This window comes from Sphingomonas sp. CCH9-F2 (assembly GCF_001556735.1).
GTDB lineage: Bacteria > Pseudomonadota > Alphaproteobacteria > Sphingomonadales > Sphingomonadaceae > Sphingomonas > Sphingomonas ginsenosidimutans.
This window is the reverse complement of the sequence record NZ_LSJO01000294.1, coordinates 1-16,303: the sequence shown is the minus strand read 5'-3', so window position 1 is coordinate 16,303 and position 16,303 is coordinate 1. Positions and strand designations below refer to the sequence as shown.

Genomic DNA, 16,303 nt, shown 5'->3' with positions numbered 1-16,303 from the left:
GTCTTCTCTTCAGCGGCCGGTGGCGCCGCCGGTGGCGCGCCGGCCGCTGAAGAGAAGACCGAATTCGACGTCGTGCTGACCGGCGACGGTGGCAAGAAGATCAACGTCATCAAGGAAGTCCGCGCGATCACCGGCCTGGGCCTGACCGAAGCCAAGGCGCTGGTCGAAGGCGCGCCGAAGCCGGTCAAGGAAGGCGTGTCGAAGGACGAGGCCGAGAAGGTCAAGAAGCAGCTGGAAGAAGCCGGCGCGACCGTCGAACTCAAGTAAGCCGAATGCGCGGGCGGGACGCGTTGCGTCTCGCCTGCGCACGGCCGGCCGGTAGTCCGGCCATCCGTGGGGCGTCATGGAATGTCCTTCCGTGACCCCGGCGACAGAAGAAGGGGCGACTCCCGTGCGGGGCCGCCCCTTTTTTTGTTCGGCGGGCATGGCCGTTCATCGCCGGGAAGGCATGGCACCGTTACGTATGCGCAACATCCATTTGCGGGAGCGAAGGACGTGCGCAACAAGACGTTATTGATAGGGGCGATGGCATTGACGGCATTGGCCGCCGATGCGGGGCTGGCGGAGCGGCCCGGCCTGCTGGCGCGATGGCGCGAGGCACGCGCGGCACAGCAGCGGACCAATGTCGATGCGACCGTCCATGACCTGTCGATCGCCGGGCAGCAGCGGCGCTACCGCCTGCTCGACGCGCATCGCGGCAGCGCCCCCGCCCCGCTGATCGTCGCGCTGCATGGCGGCGGCGGCAACGGCGCGTCGATGATCGCGCGCTGGGCGGACCAGGCACGCCGCGCGGGCGTGATCGTCGTCGCTCCCGACGGGATCGGTCGCAACGATCGCATGGGGACGTGGAATGCCGGCGGCTGCTGCGGGGAGGCGGCATCGCGCGGCGTCGACGACATCGCCTTCGTCGCGGCGGTGATCGACGATGTCGCGCGGCGCACCGCGGTCGATCCGCGCCGCATCTACATCACCGGATTTTCGAACGGCGGAATGCTGACGCACCGTGTGGCGATCGCGCTGGGCAACCGGATCGCCGCGGCGGCGGTCGTGTCCGGTGCGATGTTCGGCGACGAACCACGCGCGGTGGCGCCGGTGCCGATGCTGGTGATCCATGGTGAGCACGACGACGTGGTGCCGTTCGCGGGCGGCAACAGCCCGAAGGGCTTCGTCGGACGGATGCAGAGCCGGCCGTTCCTGGCGACCCGCCGTTCGGTCGATGCGTGGCGGACAACCAACGGCTGCACCGCCGCGCCGGTGGTCACGCACAGCGCGGGCGCATCGGTCGAAACGAGCACCGGATGCACCAGCGGCGCCGCAGTCCGCTTCGTCGACCGCCCATTGGGCGAGCATGAATGGCCGGATGCCCGCGGGGCGGACGGCGCGTTCGATGCGAGCGCGACGATCTGGCAGTTCTTCGCCGCGCAACGGCGCTGACGCGCCGCCCGGCGCGGGTCAGCTGCGCAGCGAGAGGGCGTGCGGACGAACCGCCACCGAATCGTGCATCCGTCCCGGCCCGTCGAGCCAGAAGGGCGCGAGCTTCGCCGCACCGTCGCGCTCCAGCCCGACCGCGAACGCACCGGCGGTCTGCCCCGCGATCCCCCCGGTGACGTAGCGCAGGTTGACCGCCGCGACGGGCACGAACATCGGCCGCCCGCCCGCCGTCAGCACGGTGATCGCCCCGCGCGGCAGCGTCACCAGCACGGTGACGACCCGCTCCTCACCCGGGGCGAGCGCGAAGGGTGCGGTCGCGGGCGCGGCCACCGGATGGGCGAAAATGGCGCCCAGTTCGTCGTCCTGCGACGCACTGGCACTGAGCAGCCGGACGTCGAGGCGGATATCCTCGGCCGGGCGCTCGCCGTCGTTACGGACGGTGACCTGCGCGTCCAGCGTCGCGGTCAGCAGGTTCACGCCGGCCCGCCGTGCGACCAGATCGAACGCGATCCACCCGCGCGCCGCTGGTGCGACCGGCGGCGTCGGGTCAACGGGGGCACGCGGCCGGCGGGGCACGACGGGCGCAGCCGGTGGTTGCGGCGCGGCGACTTCGTCCGCGACCACGCGCGCCGAACGGCGCCGCCACAGCCACGCCCCTGCGGCCGCGACACCCAGCACGACTGCCCACCACGGGGTGCCGGCCGGCGCATCGGCAGGCGACGGAGCCGCGATCGGCGTCGCGGGCGTCACCGGCGCGGCGGGCGTCGCGGCCTCCACCGGAACGGGCGAGGACGGCGTCTCCCTCTCGACCCAGACAGGCGTCGGTGTCGATGTCGCACGCGGGGTCGGCGTGGCACGCGCGGTCGGAGTCGAAGCCGGGGTCGGGGTCGGGCGCATGCGCGGGGTAGGCGTCGCGACCGGGCGTGGTGTCGTACGCACCCGTGGCACGGTGACGATCGGAGCCACCGCAGGCACCGACGGGCTGGCGGCGGGCAGCGGCACGCGGATCGGCGACGGCACCGCGCTGGCATCGGCGGGTAACGTGGTCGCCGCCGGGACGGGCACGTCCTGCGCACGCGCGGCAGCGGCGACGATGGCGGTGCCGGCCGACATGCCGGCCAGCAGGACGGGGAAACGCAAACTCATCGCTCCCCCGCTACCCGCCCGCACGCCGACGTCAACCGCCCGCGACACGCATTTACGGCAGACGGATCGACACGCGCGTCCCGATCATGTCGAGCCCGGGGTTCTGCCGGCTGAAGAGCTGCGCGTGGCTGAGGTGCGTCCATTGCAGCTCCGCGGTGACGCGGGGCAGGATCGTGAACCCAACGCCCAGTTCCGGCTCGAACACCACCCGGCTGCCCAGATCGGTGCGAAAGCCATCGGCGCCGACGCGATAGGAAGGCCCGTCGTGCACCGCCAGCCCGATCCCGGGCCGCACGAACCACCCCGGCAGGCCGACCGTCAGCGCCACGCCCGCCGCGGCGAAGCTGGTGTCGCCGCGCGCGTTCGCGGATACGAACGCATAGGGGCGCAGCGTCGCAACGCCCGCGTTCAGCAGCGGCTTGCCGCGCACCCCCAGTTGCAGGTCGGTACCGCCCTCCCCGGTCGCCTTGGTGAGCGGGGTGTCGACGCCATGCGACAGGACGCCGGCAAACACCTCCTGCGCGCCGGCGGTGACGGGGAACAGCGCCGCAAAGGCACCAGCCAGGAAGGGAATGACGCGCAACATGCTCACCCCTACCCCGCCCGTCCCCGTAGCGATAGCATCACGCGGTTGACGCTGTGCCAGTGCGGGCCTATATCCCGACGACTTTCCACAGCCTCGGGACATGGCGCGCCGTCGCGCAGCGCGTCGTACGGATGGGGGCTGGAAAGACAGGACGCTGACAGGCTGCCGTCTCCCGATCTTCGGGATCAGACGTGCGGCCTTTCGTCGTTCCTGACCCAGGCGCCCGTGAATTCTGGCTGACGAGGCACAAAGCTCTTATGGCGACCAATCCGATCGACGCGGGAACCGCGCGGACCGACAAGGCGGGCACGCGCAAGCGTCGCATCCGCAAGGTATTCGGCAACATCCACGAAGTGGTGCAGATGCCGAACCTGATCGAGGTTCAGCGCGAAAGCTACGAACAGTTCCTGCGCTCCGATCCGTCGATCGGCTATGTCTCGGGCCTGGAAAAGACGCTGCGTTCGGTCTTCCCGATCCGCGACTTCGCGGGCACCGCCGAGCTGGACTTCGTCAATTACGAGCTGGAGCCGCCGAAGTTCGACGTCGAGGAATGCCGCCAGCGCGGCATCACCTATGCGGCGCCGATGCGCGTCACGCTGCGCCTGATCGTGTTCGAGGTGGATCCGGATACGGAAACCCGCTCGGTGCTCGATATCAAGGAGCAGGACGTCTACATGGGCGACATGCCGCTCATGACCGAGAACGGCACCTTCTTCATCAACGGGACCGAGCGCGTCATCGTGTCGCAGATGCACCGCTCGCCGGGCGTGCTGTTCGACCATGATCGTGGCAAGACCCACGCGTCGGGCAAGTATCTCTTCGCCGCGCGCGTGATCCCGTATCGCGGCTCGTGGCTGGATTTCGAATTCGACGCCAAGGACATCGTCAACGTCCGCATCGACCGCAAGCGCAAGCTGCCGGTCACCGCGCTGCTGTATGCGCTGGGCCTCAACTCGGAAGAGATTCTCAACCACTTCTACAACCGCGTCACCTTCGTGCGCGGCGAAGGCGGCTGGCAGATCCCGTTCAACGCCGAGAACTGGCGCGGCGCCAAGCCGACGTTCGACCTGATCGACGCCTCGTCGGGCGAGATCGTGTTCCCGGCCGGCACCAAGGTGACCCCGCGCGCCGCCAACAAGGCGGCCAAGGACGGCCTGACCACGCTGCTGATCCCGACCGAGGAGATCTACGGCCGTTATTCGGCCTATGACCTCATCAACGAGGGCACCGGCGAAATCTACGTCGAGGCCGGCGACGAGATCGGTCCCGACAATCTCGAGAAGCTGGACAAGGCCGGGATCGAGAAGATCGACCTTCTCGACATCGACCATCACTCGACCGGGCCGTGGATCCGCAACACGCTCAAGGCCGACAAGGCCGAGGAGCGCGAGCAGGCGCTGTCCGACATCTATCGCGTGATGCGCCCCGGCGAGCCGCCGACGCTGGAGACGGCCGAGGCGCTGTTCGCCGGCCTGTTCTTCGATCCCGACCGCTACGACCTGTCGGCGGTGGGCCGCGTCAAGCTGAACATGCGCCTCGACCTCGATGCCGAGGACACGGTGACGACGCTGCGCACCGAGGATATCCTCGCTGTCGTCAAGACGCTGGTCGACCTGAAGGACGGCAAGGGCGAGATCGACGACATCGACAATCTCGGCAACCGCCGCGTGCGGTCGGTGGGTGAGCTGCTGGAGAACCAGTATCGCGTCGGCCTGCTGCGCATGGAGCGTGCGGTCAAGGAGCGCATGTCGTCGGTCGACGTGTCGACGGTCATGCCGAACGACCTGATCAACGCCAAGCCCGCGGTCGCCGCGGTGCGCGAGTTCTTCGGCTCGTCGCAGCTGTCGCAGTTCATGGATCAGACCAACCCGTTGTCCGAAGTGACGCACAAGCGCCGCGTTTCGGCGCTCGGGCCGGGCGGTCTGACGCGTGAGCGCGCGGGCTTCGAAGTCCGCGACGTCCACCCGACGCACTATGGCCGCATCTGCCCGATCGAGACGCCGGAAGGCCCGAACATCGGGCTCATCAACTCGCTGTCGACCTTCGCGCGCGTCAACAAGTACGGCTTCATCGAGACGCCGTATCGCAAGGTCGTCGATGGCAAGGTGACCAACGAGGTCGTCTACCTGTCGGCGATGGAGGAGCAGAAGCACACCGTCGCGCAGGCTTCGGCCGAAACCGACGCCGACGGCCGTTTCACCGAGGAGCTGGTGTCGGCGCGGCAGGCGGGCGAATTCCTGATGGCGCTGCCGGAAACGGTGACGCTGATGGACGTCAGCCCGAAACAGCTGGTGTCGGTCGCCGCCTCGCTGATCCCGTTCCTGGAGAACGACGACGCGAACCGCGCGCTGATGGGTTCGAACATGCAGCGCCAGGCGGTACCGCTGGTCCGTGCCGAGGCGCCGTTCGTCGGCACCGGCATGGAAGAGACGGTGGCGCGCGATTCGGGCGCGGCGATCTCGGCGCGTCGCGCCGGCGTCGTCGACCAGGTCGACGCCAGTCGCATCGTGATTCGCGCCACCGGTGAGGTCAGCGCGACCGAATCCGGCGTGGACATCTACACGCTGATGAAATTCCAGCGTTCGAATCAGTCGACCTGCATCAACCAGCGCCCGCTGGTGAAGGTTGGCGACGTGGTGCGTGCCGGCGACACGATCGCCGACGGCCCGTCGACCGAGTTCGGCGAGCTGGCGCTGGGCCGCAACGCGCTGGTCGCGTTCATGCCGTGGAACGGGTATAACTACGAGGATTCGATCCTCATCTCCGAGCGGATCGTGAAGGACGACGTGTTCACGTCGATCCACATAGACGAGTTCGAGGTGATGGCCCGCGACACGAAGCTGGGGCCGGAGGACATCACCCGCGACATCCCGAACGTCGGCGAGGAAGCGCTGCGCAACCTCGACGAGGCGGGCATCGTCTATGTCGGCGCAGAAGTGGAGCCGGGCGACATCCTGGTCGGCAAGATCACGCCGAAGGGCGAAAGCCCGATGACGCCGGAAGAGAAGCTGCTGCGCGCGATCTTCGGTGAAAAGGCGTCGGACGTGCGCGACACCTCGCTGCGGCTGCCGCCGGGCGTGGCGGGCACGATCGTCGACGTGCGCGTCTTCAACCGCCACGGCATCGACAAGGACGAGCGCGCGATGGCGATCGAGCGCGAGGAGATCGAGCGCCTGAAGAAGGACGCCGACGACGAGCGCACGATCCTCAATCGTGCCACCTGGTCGCGCCTTCGCGAGATGCTGCTGGATCAGGTCGCCACCGCGGCCCCCAAGGGCGTCAAGAAGGGCGTTACCATCGACATGGACGTGCTCGACAGCGTCGACCGTCACGAATGGTGGAAGTTCGCGGTCCAGGACGATGCCGTGCAGTCGAACCTGGAAGCCGTGAAGGGCCAGTATGACGAGGCGGCCAAGCGCATCCGCGACAAGTTCGAGGATCGCCGCGAGAAGCTGGAGCGGGGCGACGAGCTGCCGCCGGGCGTGCTCAAGATGGTCAAGGTGTTCGTGGCGGTGAAGCGCAAGCTGCAGCCGGGCGACAAGATGGCCGGCCGTCACGGCAACAAGGGCGTCATCAGCCGCATCCTGCCGGTCGAGGACATGCCGTTCCTTGCCGACGGGACGCCGGTCGACCTGGTGCTCAACCCGCTGGGCGTGCCGAGCCGCATGAACGTCGGGCAGATCTTCGAGACTCACCTGGGCTGGGCGGCGCGCAACCTGGGCATGCAGGTCGCGCGGCAGCTGGAGGAATGGCGCGAGGCCAATCCGGACGCCACGGCGGGCGAGATGCCCGACGCGGTCAAGGAGCGGCTGAAGACCATCTACGGCGACCATTACGTCGACGAGATCGAGGCTCGGGACGGCGAGGAGATCGCCGAGCTGGTCCATAACGTGCGCACCGGCGTGCCGATGGGCACTCCCGTGTTCGACGGCGCACGCGAAAGCGACGTGTCGGAGATGCTGGAGTTGGCCGGTCTCGACACGTCGGGCCAGTCGATCCTGTACGACGGGCGTACCGGTGATTCGTTCGACCGGCGCGTGACGGTGGGCATCATCTACATGCTGAAGCTGCACCACCTGGTCGACGACAAGATCCACGCCCGCTCGATCGGGCCGTACAGCCTCGTCACCCAGCAGCCGCTGGGCGGCAAGGCGCAGTTCGGGGGCCAGCGGTTCGGCGAAATGGAAGTGTGGGCGCTCCAGGCCTATGGCGCGGCCTACACGCTCCAGGAGATGCTGACGGTGAAGTCGGACGACGTGGTCGGCCGCACCAAGGTCTACGAGGCGATCGTCAAGGGCGACGACACGTTCGAGGCCGGCATCCCGGAGAGCTTCAACGTGCTGGTCAAGGAAATGCGCTCGCTGGGCCTCAACGTCGACCTCAAGTCCCACGAGGACCTGGGTTACGACGAAGACGGCGTGGCGATCGCGGCCGAATAAGAAGCAACCACCCTCCCTTTCCCGGCGGGAGAGGGAGGGAGCGGCCAACGGCCGCGGAAGGGTGAGGACGACGATGCGCGTCCCTCCCCCTCACCTTCCCACCCGGCTGCGCCGGGCGGGTCCCTTCCTCTCCCAGCGGGAGAGGAGAAAGAGGTTGAAATGAACGAACTGACCAATTTCGCCAATCCGCTCGCGAAGCCGGAAACCTTCGACCAGATCCAGATCGGGATCGCGTCGCCCGACAAGATCCGCAGCTGGTCCTTCGGCGAGATCAAGAAGCCCGAGACGATCAACTATCGCACGTTCAAGCCCGAGCGTGACGGCCTGTTCTGCGCGCGCATCTTCGGTCCGATCAAGGACTACGAATGCCTGTGCGGCAAGTACAAGCGCATGAAGTACAAGGGCATCGTCTGCGAGAAGTGCGGTGTCGAGGTCACGGTGTCGAAGGTCCGCCGTGAGCGGATGGGCCATATCGAACTGGCGGCACCGGTCGCGCACATCTGGTTCCTGAAGTCGCTGCCGAGCCGCATCGGCCTGCTGCTCGACATGCAGCTCAAGCAGCTGGAGCGCGTGCTGTACTTCGAGGCGTATATCGTCATCGAACCGGGCCTGACGCCGCTCGAGAAATATCAGCTGCTGACCGAGGACGAACTGCTCGAGGCGCAGGACGAATATGGTGAGGACGCCTTCTCCGCCGGGATCGGCGCCGAAGCGGTGCGCATCATGCTCGAGAACCTCGACCTCGAGGGCGAGAAGGTGCAGCTTCTGGAAGAGCTGGCGACGACCAAGTCGGAGCTGAAGCCCAAGAAGATCATCAAGCGCCTGAAGGTCGTCGAGAGCTTCCTGGAATCGGGCAACCGGCCGGAATGGATGATCCTCGAGGTCGTGCCGGTCATCCCGCCCGAACTGCGTCCGCTGGTGCCGCTGGACGGTGGCCGCTTCGCGACGTCGGACCTCAACGACCTGTACCGCCGCGTCATCAACCGCAACAACCGCCTGAAGCGGCTGATGGAGTTGCGCGCGCCGGACATCATCGTCCGCAACGAAAAGCGCATGTTGCAGGAAGCGGTCGACGCGCTGTTCGACAACGGCCGTCGCGGCCGCACGATCACCGGCGCCAACAAGCGGCCGCTCAAGTCGCTGTCCGACATGCTGAAGGGCAAGCAGGGCCGCTTCCGCCAGAACCTGCTCGGCAAGCGCGTCGACTATTCGGGCCGTTCGGTCATCGTGACCGGGCCGGAGCTGAAGCTGCACCAGTGCGGCCTGCCGAAGAAGATGGCGCTCGAGCTGTTCAAGCCGTTCATCTACGCGCGCCTCGACGCCAAGGGCCTCAGCATGACGCTGAAGCAGGCGAAGAAGTGGGTCGAGAAGGAGCGCAAGGAGGTCTGGGACATCCTGGACGAGGTGATCCGCGAGCACCCCGTGCTGCTGAACCGCGCGCCGACGCTCCACCGCCTGGGCATCCAGGCGTTCGAGCCGGTGCTGATCGAGGGCAAGGCGATCCAGCTGCACCCGCTGGTCTGCTCCGCGTTCAACGCCGACTTCGACGGCGACCAGATGGCCGTGCACGTCCCGCTGAGCCTTGAGGCGCAGCTCGAAGCGCGCGTCCTGATGATGTCGACCAACAACATCCTGTCCCCGGCGAACGGCAAGCCGATCATCGTGCCGTCGCAGGACATGGTGCTGGGCCTCTACTACCTCTCCATGGAGAAGCAGAACGAGCCGGGCGAAGGCATGCTGCTGGCCGACATGCAGGAGGTGCACCAGGCGCTGAACGCCGGCGCGGTGACGCTGCATTCGAAGATCGTCAGCCGCGTTCCGCAGACCGACGAGGACGGCAAGCAGTATCTCAAGCGGTATGAGACCACGCCGGGCCGCATGCTGCTGGGCGAATGCCTGCCCAAGAGCCACAAGGTGCCGTTCGACGTCGTCAACCGCCTGCTGACGAAGAAGGACGTCGGCGACGTGATCGACGAGGTGTATCGTCACACCGGCCAGAAGGAGACGGTGCTGTTCGCCGATGCGATCATGGCGCTCGGCTTCCGTCATGCGTTCCGCGCAGGCATCTCGTTCGGCAAGGACGACATGCTGATCGCGCCGGACAAGGACAAGCTGGTCGACGAGACGCGCGAGCAGGTGAAGGACTTCGAGCAGCAGTATCAGGACGGCCTGATCACGCAGCAGGAGAAGTACAACAAGGTGATCGACGCCTGGAGCCGCTGCGGCGACCAGGTGGCGGCGTCGATGATGAACGAGATCAAGGCCGTTCGCATCGACGAGGAGACCGGCCGCGAGAAGCCGATCAACTCGATCTACATGATGGCCCACTCCGGTGCGCGCGGCAGCCCCGCGCAGATCAAGCAGCTGGCCGGCATGCGCGGCCTGATGGCCAAGCCGTCGGGCGAGATCATCGAGACGCCGATCATCTCGAACTTCAAGGAAGGTCTGACCGTCCTTGAATATTTCAACTCGACCCACGGCGCCCGCAAGGGCCTGGCGGACACCGCGCTCAAGACCGCGAACTCGGGCTACCTGACCCGGCGTCTGGTCGACGTGTCGCAGGACTGCACGATCGTCGAGATCGATTGCGGCACCGAGCGCGCGCTGGAGATGAAGGCGATCGTTCAGGGCGGCTCGACCATCGCCTCGCTGGGCGAGCGTATCCTGGGCCGCACCACGGCCGAGGACGTCGTCGACGCCAAGACGGGTGCGGTCGTCATCCCGACCGGGACGCTGCTCGACGAGCCGATGGTGGCGCAGATCGAGGCGCTGGGCATCCAGGCGATGAAGATTCGCTCGCCGCTGGTCTGCGAAAGCAAGGTCGGCGTGTGCGGCAAGTGCTACGGGCGTGACCTCGCCCGCGGTACGCCGGTCAACATCGGCGAGGCGGTCGGCGTCATCGCGGCGCAGTCGATCGGCGAGCCGGGCACGCAGCTGACGATGCGGACCTTCCACATCGGCGGTGCGGCGCAGCTGAACGAACAGTCGAACCTGGAGGCGCCGGTCGACGGCACCGTCGAGTTCCGCGACCTGCGGATCATCGAGGACCAGCGCGGCCGCCGCGTCGTGCTGAGCCGTTCGGGCGAGATCGCGATCGTCGACATGGACGGCCGCGAGCTGGCCGTCCACAAGATCCCGTACGGCGCGTACGTGATGTTCGACGACGGTCATATCGTCACCAAGGGCGACCGGATGGCCGAATGGGATCCGTTCACCATGCCGGTGATCACGGAAACCGCCGGTACGGTGAAGTTCCAGGACCTCATCGAGGGCAAGACGCTGACCGAACAGGTCGACGAAGCCACCGGCATCGCCCAGCGCGTCGTGATCGAATATCGCGCGTCGACCAAGTCGAAGGAGGATCTTCGTCCGCGCCTGACCCTGCTGGACGAAGGTTCGGGCGAGGCCGCACGCTACATGCTGGCGGCGGGCGCAGTGCTGTCGGTCGAGGACAATGCCGCGGTGCAGGCGGGCGACGTGCTGGCGCGTGTCGCGCGTGAATCGGCCAAGACCCGCGACATCACCGGCGGTCTGCCGCGCGTCGCCGAGCTGTTCGAGGCGCGCAAGCCGAAGGAGAATGCGATCATCGCGAAGGTCTCCGGCCGGGTGGTGTTCGGCAAGGATTACAAGGCCAAGCGCAAGATCGGTATTCAGCCCGAGGACGGCGGCGAGGTCGTGGAATATCTGGTGCCGAAGTCGAAGGTGATCGACGTTCAGGAAGGCGACTACGTCAAGCGTGGCGACAACCTGATCGGCGGCAGCCCCGACCCGCACGACATTCTGGAAGTGCTCGGCATCGAGCCGCTGGCCGAATATCTGGTCAGCGAAATCCAGGAAGTCTATCGACTGCAGGGCGTGAAGATCAACGACAAGCACATCGAGGTGATCGTTCGCCAGATGCTGCAGAAGGTGGAGATCATCGAGTCGGGCGACACCACGCTGCTGGTCGGCGAACAGGTGGACCGCGAGGAGATGGACGCGATCAACGCCAAGCTGGAGAAGAACCAGCAGCCGGCGCAAGGCAAGCCGGTCCTGCTGGGCATCACCAAGGCGTCGCTGCAGACCCGCAGCTTCATTTCGGCCGCGTCGTTCCAGGAAACCACCCGCGTCCTCACCGAGGCGGCGGTCCAGGGCAAGCAGGACACGCTGATGGGGCTGAAGGAGAATGTCATCGTCGGCCGCCTGATCCCGGCGGGCACCGGCGCGGGCATGAACCGCCTGCGCGTGGCAGCCTCCAGCCGCGACGCCGCGCTGCGGGTCCAGCAGCGCAAGCTGCAGGAAGCGATGATCCTGTCCGGCACCGCCGCGCAGGTGAAGGCGGCCGAAAATGCGCGCAGCCCGCGCGACGAGGTCGGCACCGGCAGCGATCCGCTGGCCGCGGTGGTCCGGTCGGGGCACGGCACCGATGCGGATGCCGGCGAGTATCTGAACGAGGCGGGGGAATAACCCTCCCCGCCCGATCGGGCAGCTGACGCGAAAGGCCGTCGTCCGGGATGCCGGACGGCGGCTTTTTCGTATCGATCCGGCCGGTATCGGCATCGAAAGGGCAGGACGGCAACAAGCGCACTATAGCGACGAAGCACACTGCGCCGCTGGCCGGGGCCCCGATGGCGCTAACAGGCGTCGCGCTGTCGCCGATCCAGACGATCGCCAGCGAAACCGGGGACGCACACGCGCCCGACGCCGTTCGCCCCGCCTGTCGCGCTGCCGTCCGCCTGCCGTCCGTCACGCGGCCGGGCGTATCGCTGGCGGGCTATCGATTGCTGGAACGACGCGCGACAGCGCGCCGCGGCCGATCAGTAGGCGCGGCCGATCAGCACCCGTTCGACCGCCGGCGCACCGGTGAAGACGCACGCACCGTCGACCGCGGGCTGATCCATCGGCGCATTGCGCAGCGTCAGCTTCAGCGCCTTCAGCTTCTCGACCACCGCATCCAGCGCGGCGCCGGTCGGCCGCGACCATTGCACCTCGCGCCAGCCGGGGTTCTTCGCCCCGTCCGCAAAATGCGCTTCCACCGCCGCCCAATCGGCGGCGGGCATGACGTTCGCGTGCAGCCGGTCGCGTGCCTCGGCGAAGAGTGCCTGCTGGATTTCCTCCAGCAGCGCCCCCGCACCGGCGACGAACGCATCACGCTCGGTCGCGGCGCTGTCGAGCTTGCCGTCCGCGCGGTACAGCCGGTCGCGACGGATGACCGAGACGTTGCCCGCCGCCATATCGCGGCCGCCGACCTCGATCACGATCGGCGCACCCTTCTTCACCCAGCCCCAGCGCTTGTTGGTGGACTTCACCGCCTTCAGGTCGAGCAGCGCGCGCACCGGTTCGCCCAGCGCGCTTTCGCGCGCCAGCGCCGCCTGCAACTCCTTGCAATAGGCGATCAGCGCCTCATCCTCGGGCGTGTCGCGCAGCATCGGCACGATCACCACCTGCCACGGCGCGACGCGCGGTGGCACGCGCAGCCCGTCGTCGTCGCCATGCACCATGATGAGGCCGCCGATCATCCGCGTCGACACGCCCCAGCTGGTGGTATTGGCCAGTTCCAGCTGCCCCTCGGCGTTCTGGAAGCGGATGTTCTGTGCCTTGGCGAAATTGGTGCCCAGGAAGTGGCTGGTGCCCGCCTGGAGCGCCTTGCCATCCTGCATCATCGCCTCGATGCTGTAGGTCGCGACCGCGCCGGGGAAGCGTTCATTCTCCGGCTTTTCGCCCGCGATCACCGGCAGCGCGATGCACGTCTCGGCGAACTCGCGATACACCTCCAGCATCTTGAGCGTCTCGGCCTGCGCCTCCTCGGCGGTGGCGTGGGCGGTATGCCCCTCCTGCCACAGGAATTCGGCGGTGCGCAGGAACATGCGCGTGCGCATTTCCCAGCGCACGACATTGGCCCATTGGTTGATGAGCACCGGCAGGTCGCGCCACGACTGGACCCAGCGTGCAAAGGCATGGCCGATCACCGTCTCGCTGGTCGGACGGACGACCAGCGGCTCCTCCAGCTTCGCTGCGGGATCGGGGACCAGCCGGCCCTTGCCGTCGGCGACCAGCCGGTGATGCGTGACGACCGCCATCTCCTTGGCGAAACCGTCGACGTGGCTGGCCTCTTCCTCGAAATAGGACAGCGGGATGAACAGCGGGAAATAGCAATTTTCGTGGCCGGTCGCCTTGATGCGATCGTCGAGCAGCCGCTGGATCCGTTCCCAGATGCCATAGCCCCACGGCCGGATGACCATGCACCCGCGCACGCCGCTTTCCTCCGCCAGGTCGGCCTCGGTGATGACGGTCTGATACCAGGCGGCGAAGTCCGCCTCGCGGGTGACGGAAAGGGCGTGTTTCATGATCCGCGACCTAAACGAACCGGCGATTTTGGCAACTGGAGCGGTGCGGGGTTCCGCCGCCCCGCCCGCGCGGCTAGGCGGGCGTCATGTCCAGCGATCGCATACTGGCGGGCATCGCGCTGCGATTGCTGGCCATCTTCTTTCTCGCCACGATGTCCGCCCTGATAAAGTGGGGCGAGCATCGCGGCGCGACGCTGTTCGAGGGGATGTTCTGGCGACAGGCGTGCGCGCTGCCGGTGGTGCTGGCGTTCGTGGTGCGCGGGCCGGGGCTGGCATCGCTGCGCACGGCGCGCTTCCGCGGCCATCTGGCACGGGCGATGGTCGGGCTGGTCGGCATGGTCTTCACCTTCGGCGCGGTGATCCTGTTGCCGCTGGCAGAGGCGACGACGTTCCAGTTCACCGTGCCGATCTTCGCCACGATCCTAGGCGCGACATTGTTGAAGGAGCGGACCGGCATCCAGCGGTGGGCGGCGGTGCTGGTGGGGTTCGTGGGCGTGCTGGTGGTGGCGCAGCCGGGCAGCGCGCATTTATCCCCGATGGGCGCGGCGGTGGGATTGCTGGCCGCGCTGTTCGTCGCACTGGTCGCGGTGCTGCTGCGCCAGCTGCGTGACGAACCGACCGGTACGACCGTCTTCTGGTTCACCACGCTGACGCTGCCGCCGATCGCCATCCCCTATGCCTTCCACCTCCAGGCGCATGACGCCGGCACCTGGGCGATCCTGGCGGCGACCGGGGTGGTCGGCGCGCTGGGGCAATTGTCGATCACCGCCGCGTCGCGGCTGGCGCCGGTCAGCGCGGTGGTGCCGATGGACTATTCCGGCCTGCTGTGGGCAACCATCTACGGCTGGCTGCTGTTCGGCGCACTGCCCGCGCCGATGACCTGGATGGGGGCGCCGATCATCATCGCCAGCGGGCTGTTCATCGTATGGCGCGAACACCGGCTGGGCCGGCAACAGACGACGACCGTCGCGCCCGACGATTGAGCGCGGAGCGCGCGCCCTTTACTCCGCCGCCTCCGCCGCCGCGACCGGGGGCTTCCAGCGCAGCACCGGCTTGCGTGCGGCCAGCGTCTCGTCCAGCCGGGCGCGGGGCGCGAAGTGCGGCGCGGTCTTCAGCGCCATGTCGCCCGCCTTCGCCCGCTGCGCCACCGAGCGCAGCGCGCCGATGAACTGGTCGAGCGCGGCCTTGCTCTCCGTCTCGGTCGGCTCGACCAGCATCGCGCCGTGCACCACCAGCGGGAAGTACATGGTCATCGGGTGGAAGCCCTCGTCGATCAGCCCCTTGGCCACGTCGATGGTCGAGAACCCATCGGCCAGCCCGCGATCGCTGAAGATCGCCTCGTGCATGCACGGCCCGCTGGCAGCGAACGGCGCGTCGAGCGTGTCCTCCAGCGAGCGCAACACGTAATTGGCGTTGAGCACCGCATCCTCGGCCACCTGCCGCAGGCCGTCGGCGCCGTGGCTGAGGATGTACGCGAGCGCGCGGGTGAACATCCCCATCTGGCCGTGGAAGGCGGTCATCCGCCCGAAGCTGTCGAGCTTGCCGTCGAAATGCGCGTTCGAGAATTCCTCGGCACGCTCCTCCTCGATGAGGTGGACGTAACCGTCCGCCGTCCGCGCGGTGAACGGCAGCGGGCCGAACGGCGCCAGCGCCTTCGACAGCACCACCGGCCCCGACCCCGGCCCGCCGCCGCCATGCGGGGTGGAGAAGGTCTTGTGCAGGTTGATGTGCATCGCATCGACGCCAAGGTCGCCAGGCCGCACGCGCCCGACGATCGCGTTGAAGTTCGCCCCGTCGCAATAGACATAGCCACCTGCGGCATGGACCGCGTCGCTGATCTCTTTCAGATCGCGCTCGAACAGCCCGCAGGTATTGGGGTTGGTGATCATCACCGCCGCAACGTCCGGCCCGAGCCGCGCCTTGAGCGCCGCGGTGTCAACGCGCCCGTCGGCGGTGGCGGGAATATCCTCCACCGCGAAACCCGCGAAGGCGGCGGTGGCCGGGTTGGTGCCGTGCGCGCTTTCGGGCACCAGCACGACCTTGCGATGCCCCTCACCGCGCTTCTCCAGCGCCGCCTTGATGCACAGGATGCCGCACAATTCGCCGTGCGCGCCCGCCTTCGGGCTCATCGCGACGCCATACATGCCGGTCAGCGTGATGAGCCACATCGCCAGTTCGTTGATGACGCCCAAGGCGCCCTGCACCGTGTCGACCGGCTGGAGCGGGTGGACGTCGGCGAAACCGGGCAGCCGCGCGACCTTTTCGTTCAGGCGCGGATTGTGCTTCATCGTGCACGACCCCAGCGGGAACAGCCCCAGGTCGATGGCGTAATTCTGCCGGCTGAGGCGGGTGTAGTGGCGGACCGTTTCCTGTTC

Annotated in this window: 9 protein-coding genes; 5 read left to right on the top strand and 4 right to left on the bottom strand. The window is 67.6% G+C overall.

What is annotated here, in order from left to right; genetic code table 11:
• Both rplL and AX685_RS08840 read left to right on the top strand, forming a co-directional pair.
• On the top strand, nucleotides 1-267 hold a 267-nt coding region (gene rplL, locus AX685_RS08845), incomplete at its 5' end, for a 50S ribosomal protein L7/L12 (RefSeq protein WP_066487673.1).
• A gap of 258 nt (nucleotides 268-525) precedes the next feature.
• A complete protein-coding gene (locus tag AX685_RS08840; protein WP_066487671.1) occupies nucleotides 526-1,434 on the top strand; it encodes an alpha/beta hydrolase family esterase in 909 nt (302 codons plus the stop codon).
• Nucleotides 1,435-1,452: 18 nt separating this feature from the next.
• Here AX685_RS08840 and AX685_RS21530 read toward each other — a convergent pair whose 3' ends face one another.
• On the bottom strand, nucleotides 1,453-2,577 hold the full coding sequence (locus AX685_RS21530; protein WP_156445734.1) for a hypothetical protein: 1,125 nt from the start codon (nucleotides 2,575-2,577) through the stop codon (nucleotides 1,453-1,455).
• 52 nt (nucleotides 2,578-2,629) lie between these two features.
• A complete protein-coding gene (locus AX685_RS08830) occupies nucleotides 2,630-3,163 on the bottom strand; it encodes an acyloxyacyl hydrolase (protein ID WP_066487669.1) in 534 nt (177 codons plus the stop codon).
• Between the two features lie 257 nt (nucleotides 3,164-3,420).
• Here AX685_RS08830 and rpoB point away from each other — a divergent pair, with 257 nt between their 5' ends.
• On the top strand, nucleotides 3,421-7,602 hold the full coding sequence (gene rpoB, locus AX685_RS08825) for a DNA-directed RNA polymerase subunit beta (RefSeq protein ID WP_066487667.1): 4,182 nt from the start codon (nucleotides 3,421-3,423) through the stop codon (nucleotides 7,600-7,602).
• Between the two features lie 159 nt (nucleotides 7,603-7,761).
• Nucleotides 7,762-12,048 (top strand): DNA-directed RNA polymerase subunit beta', encoded by a 4,287-nt coding sequence (gene rpoC, locus AX685_RS08820; RefSeq protein WP_066487664.1) that lies wholly within the window; start codon nucleotides 7,762-7,764, stop codon nucleotides 12,046-12,048.
• Between the two features lie 350 nt (nucleotides 12,049-12,398).
• On the opposite strand, the gene AX685_RS08815 is transcribed toward rpoC, so the two are convergent.
• Nucleotides 12,399-13,928 (bottom strand): aminoacyl--tRNA ligase-related protein, encoded by a 1,530-nt coding sequence (locus tag AX685_RS08815; protein ID WP_197418537.1) that lies wholly within the window; start codon nucleotides 13,926-13,928, stop codon nucleotides 12,399-12,401.
• Between the two features lie 86 nt (nucleotides 13,929-14,014).
• Between AX685_RS08815 and AX685_RS08810 the strand changes: the two genes are divergently transcribed.
• Nucleotides 14,015-14,911: a DMT family transporter gene (locus AX685_RS08810; protein WP_066487658.1), complete on the top strand. Its 897-nt coding sequence runs from the start codon at nucleotides 14,015-14,017 to the stop codon at nucleotides 14,909-14,911.
• 18 nt (nucleotides 14,912-14,929) lie between these two features.
• Here AX685_RS08810 and gcvPB read toward each other — a convergent pair.
• Nucleotides 14,930-16,303: aminomethyl-transferring glycine dehydrogenase subunit GcvPB (gene gcvPB / locus AX685_RS08805; protein WP_066487656.1), on the bottom strand; the 1,374-nt coding region annotated here is incomplete at its 5' end.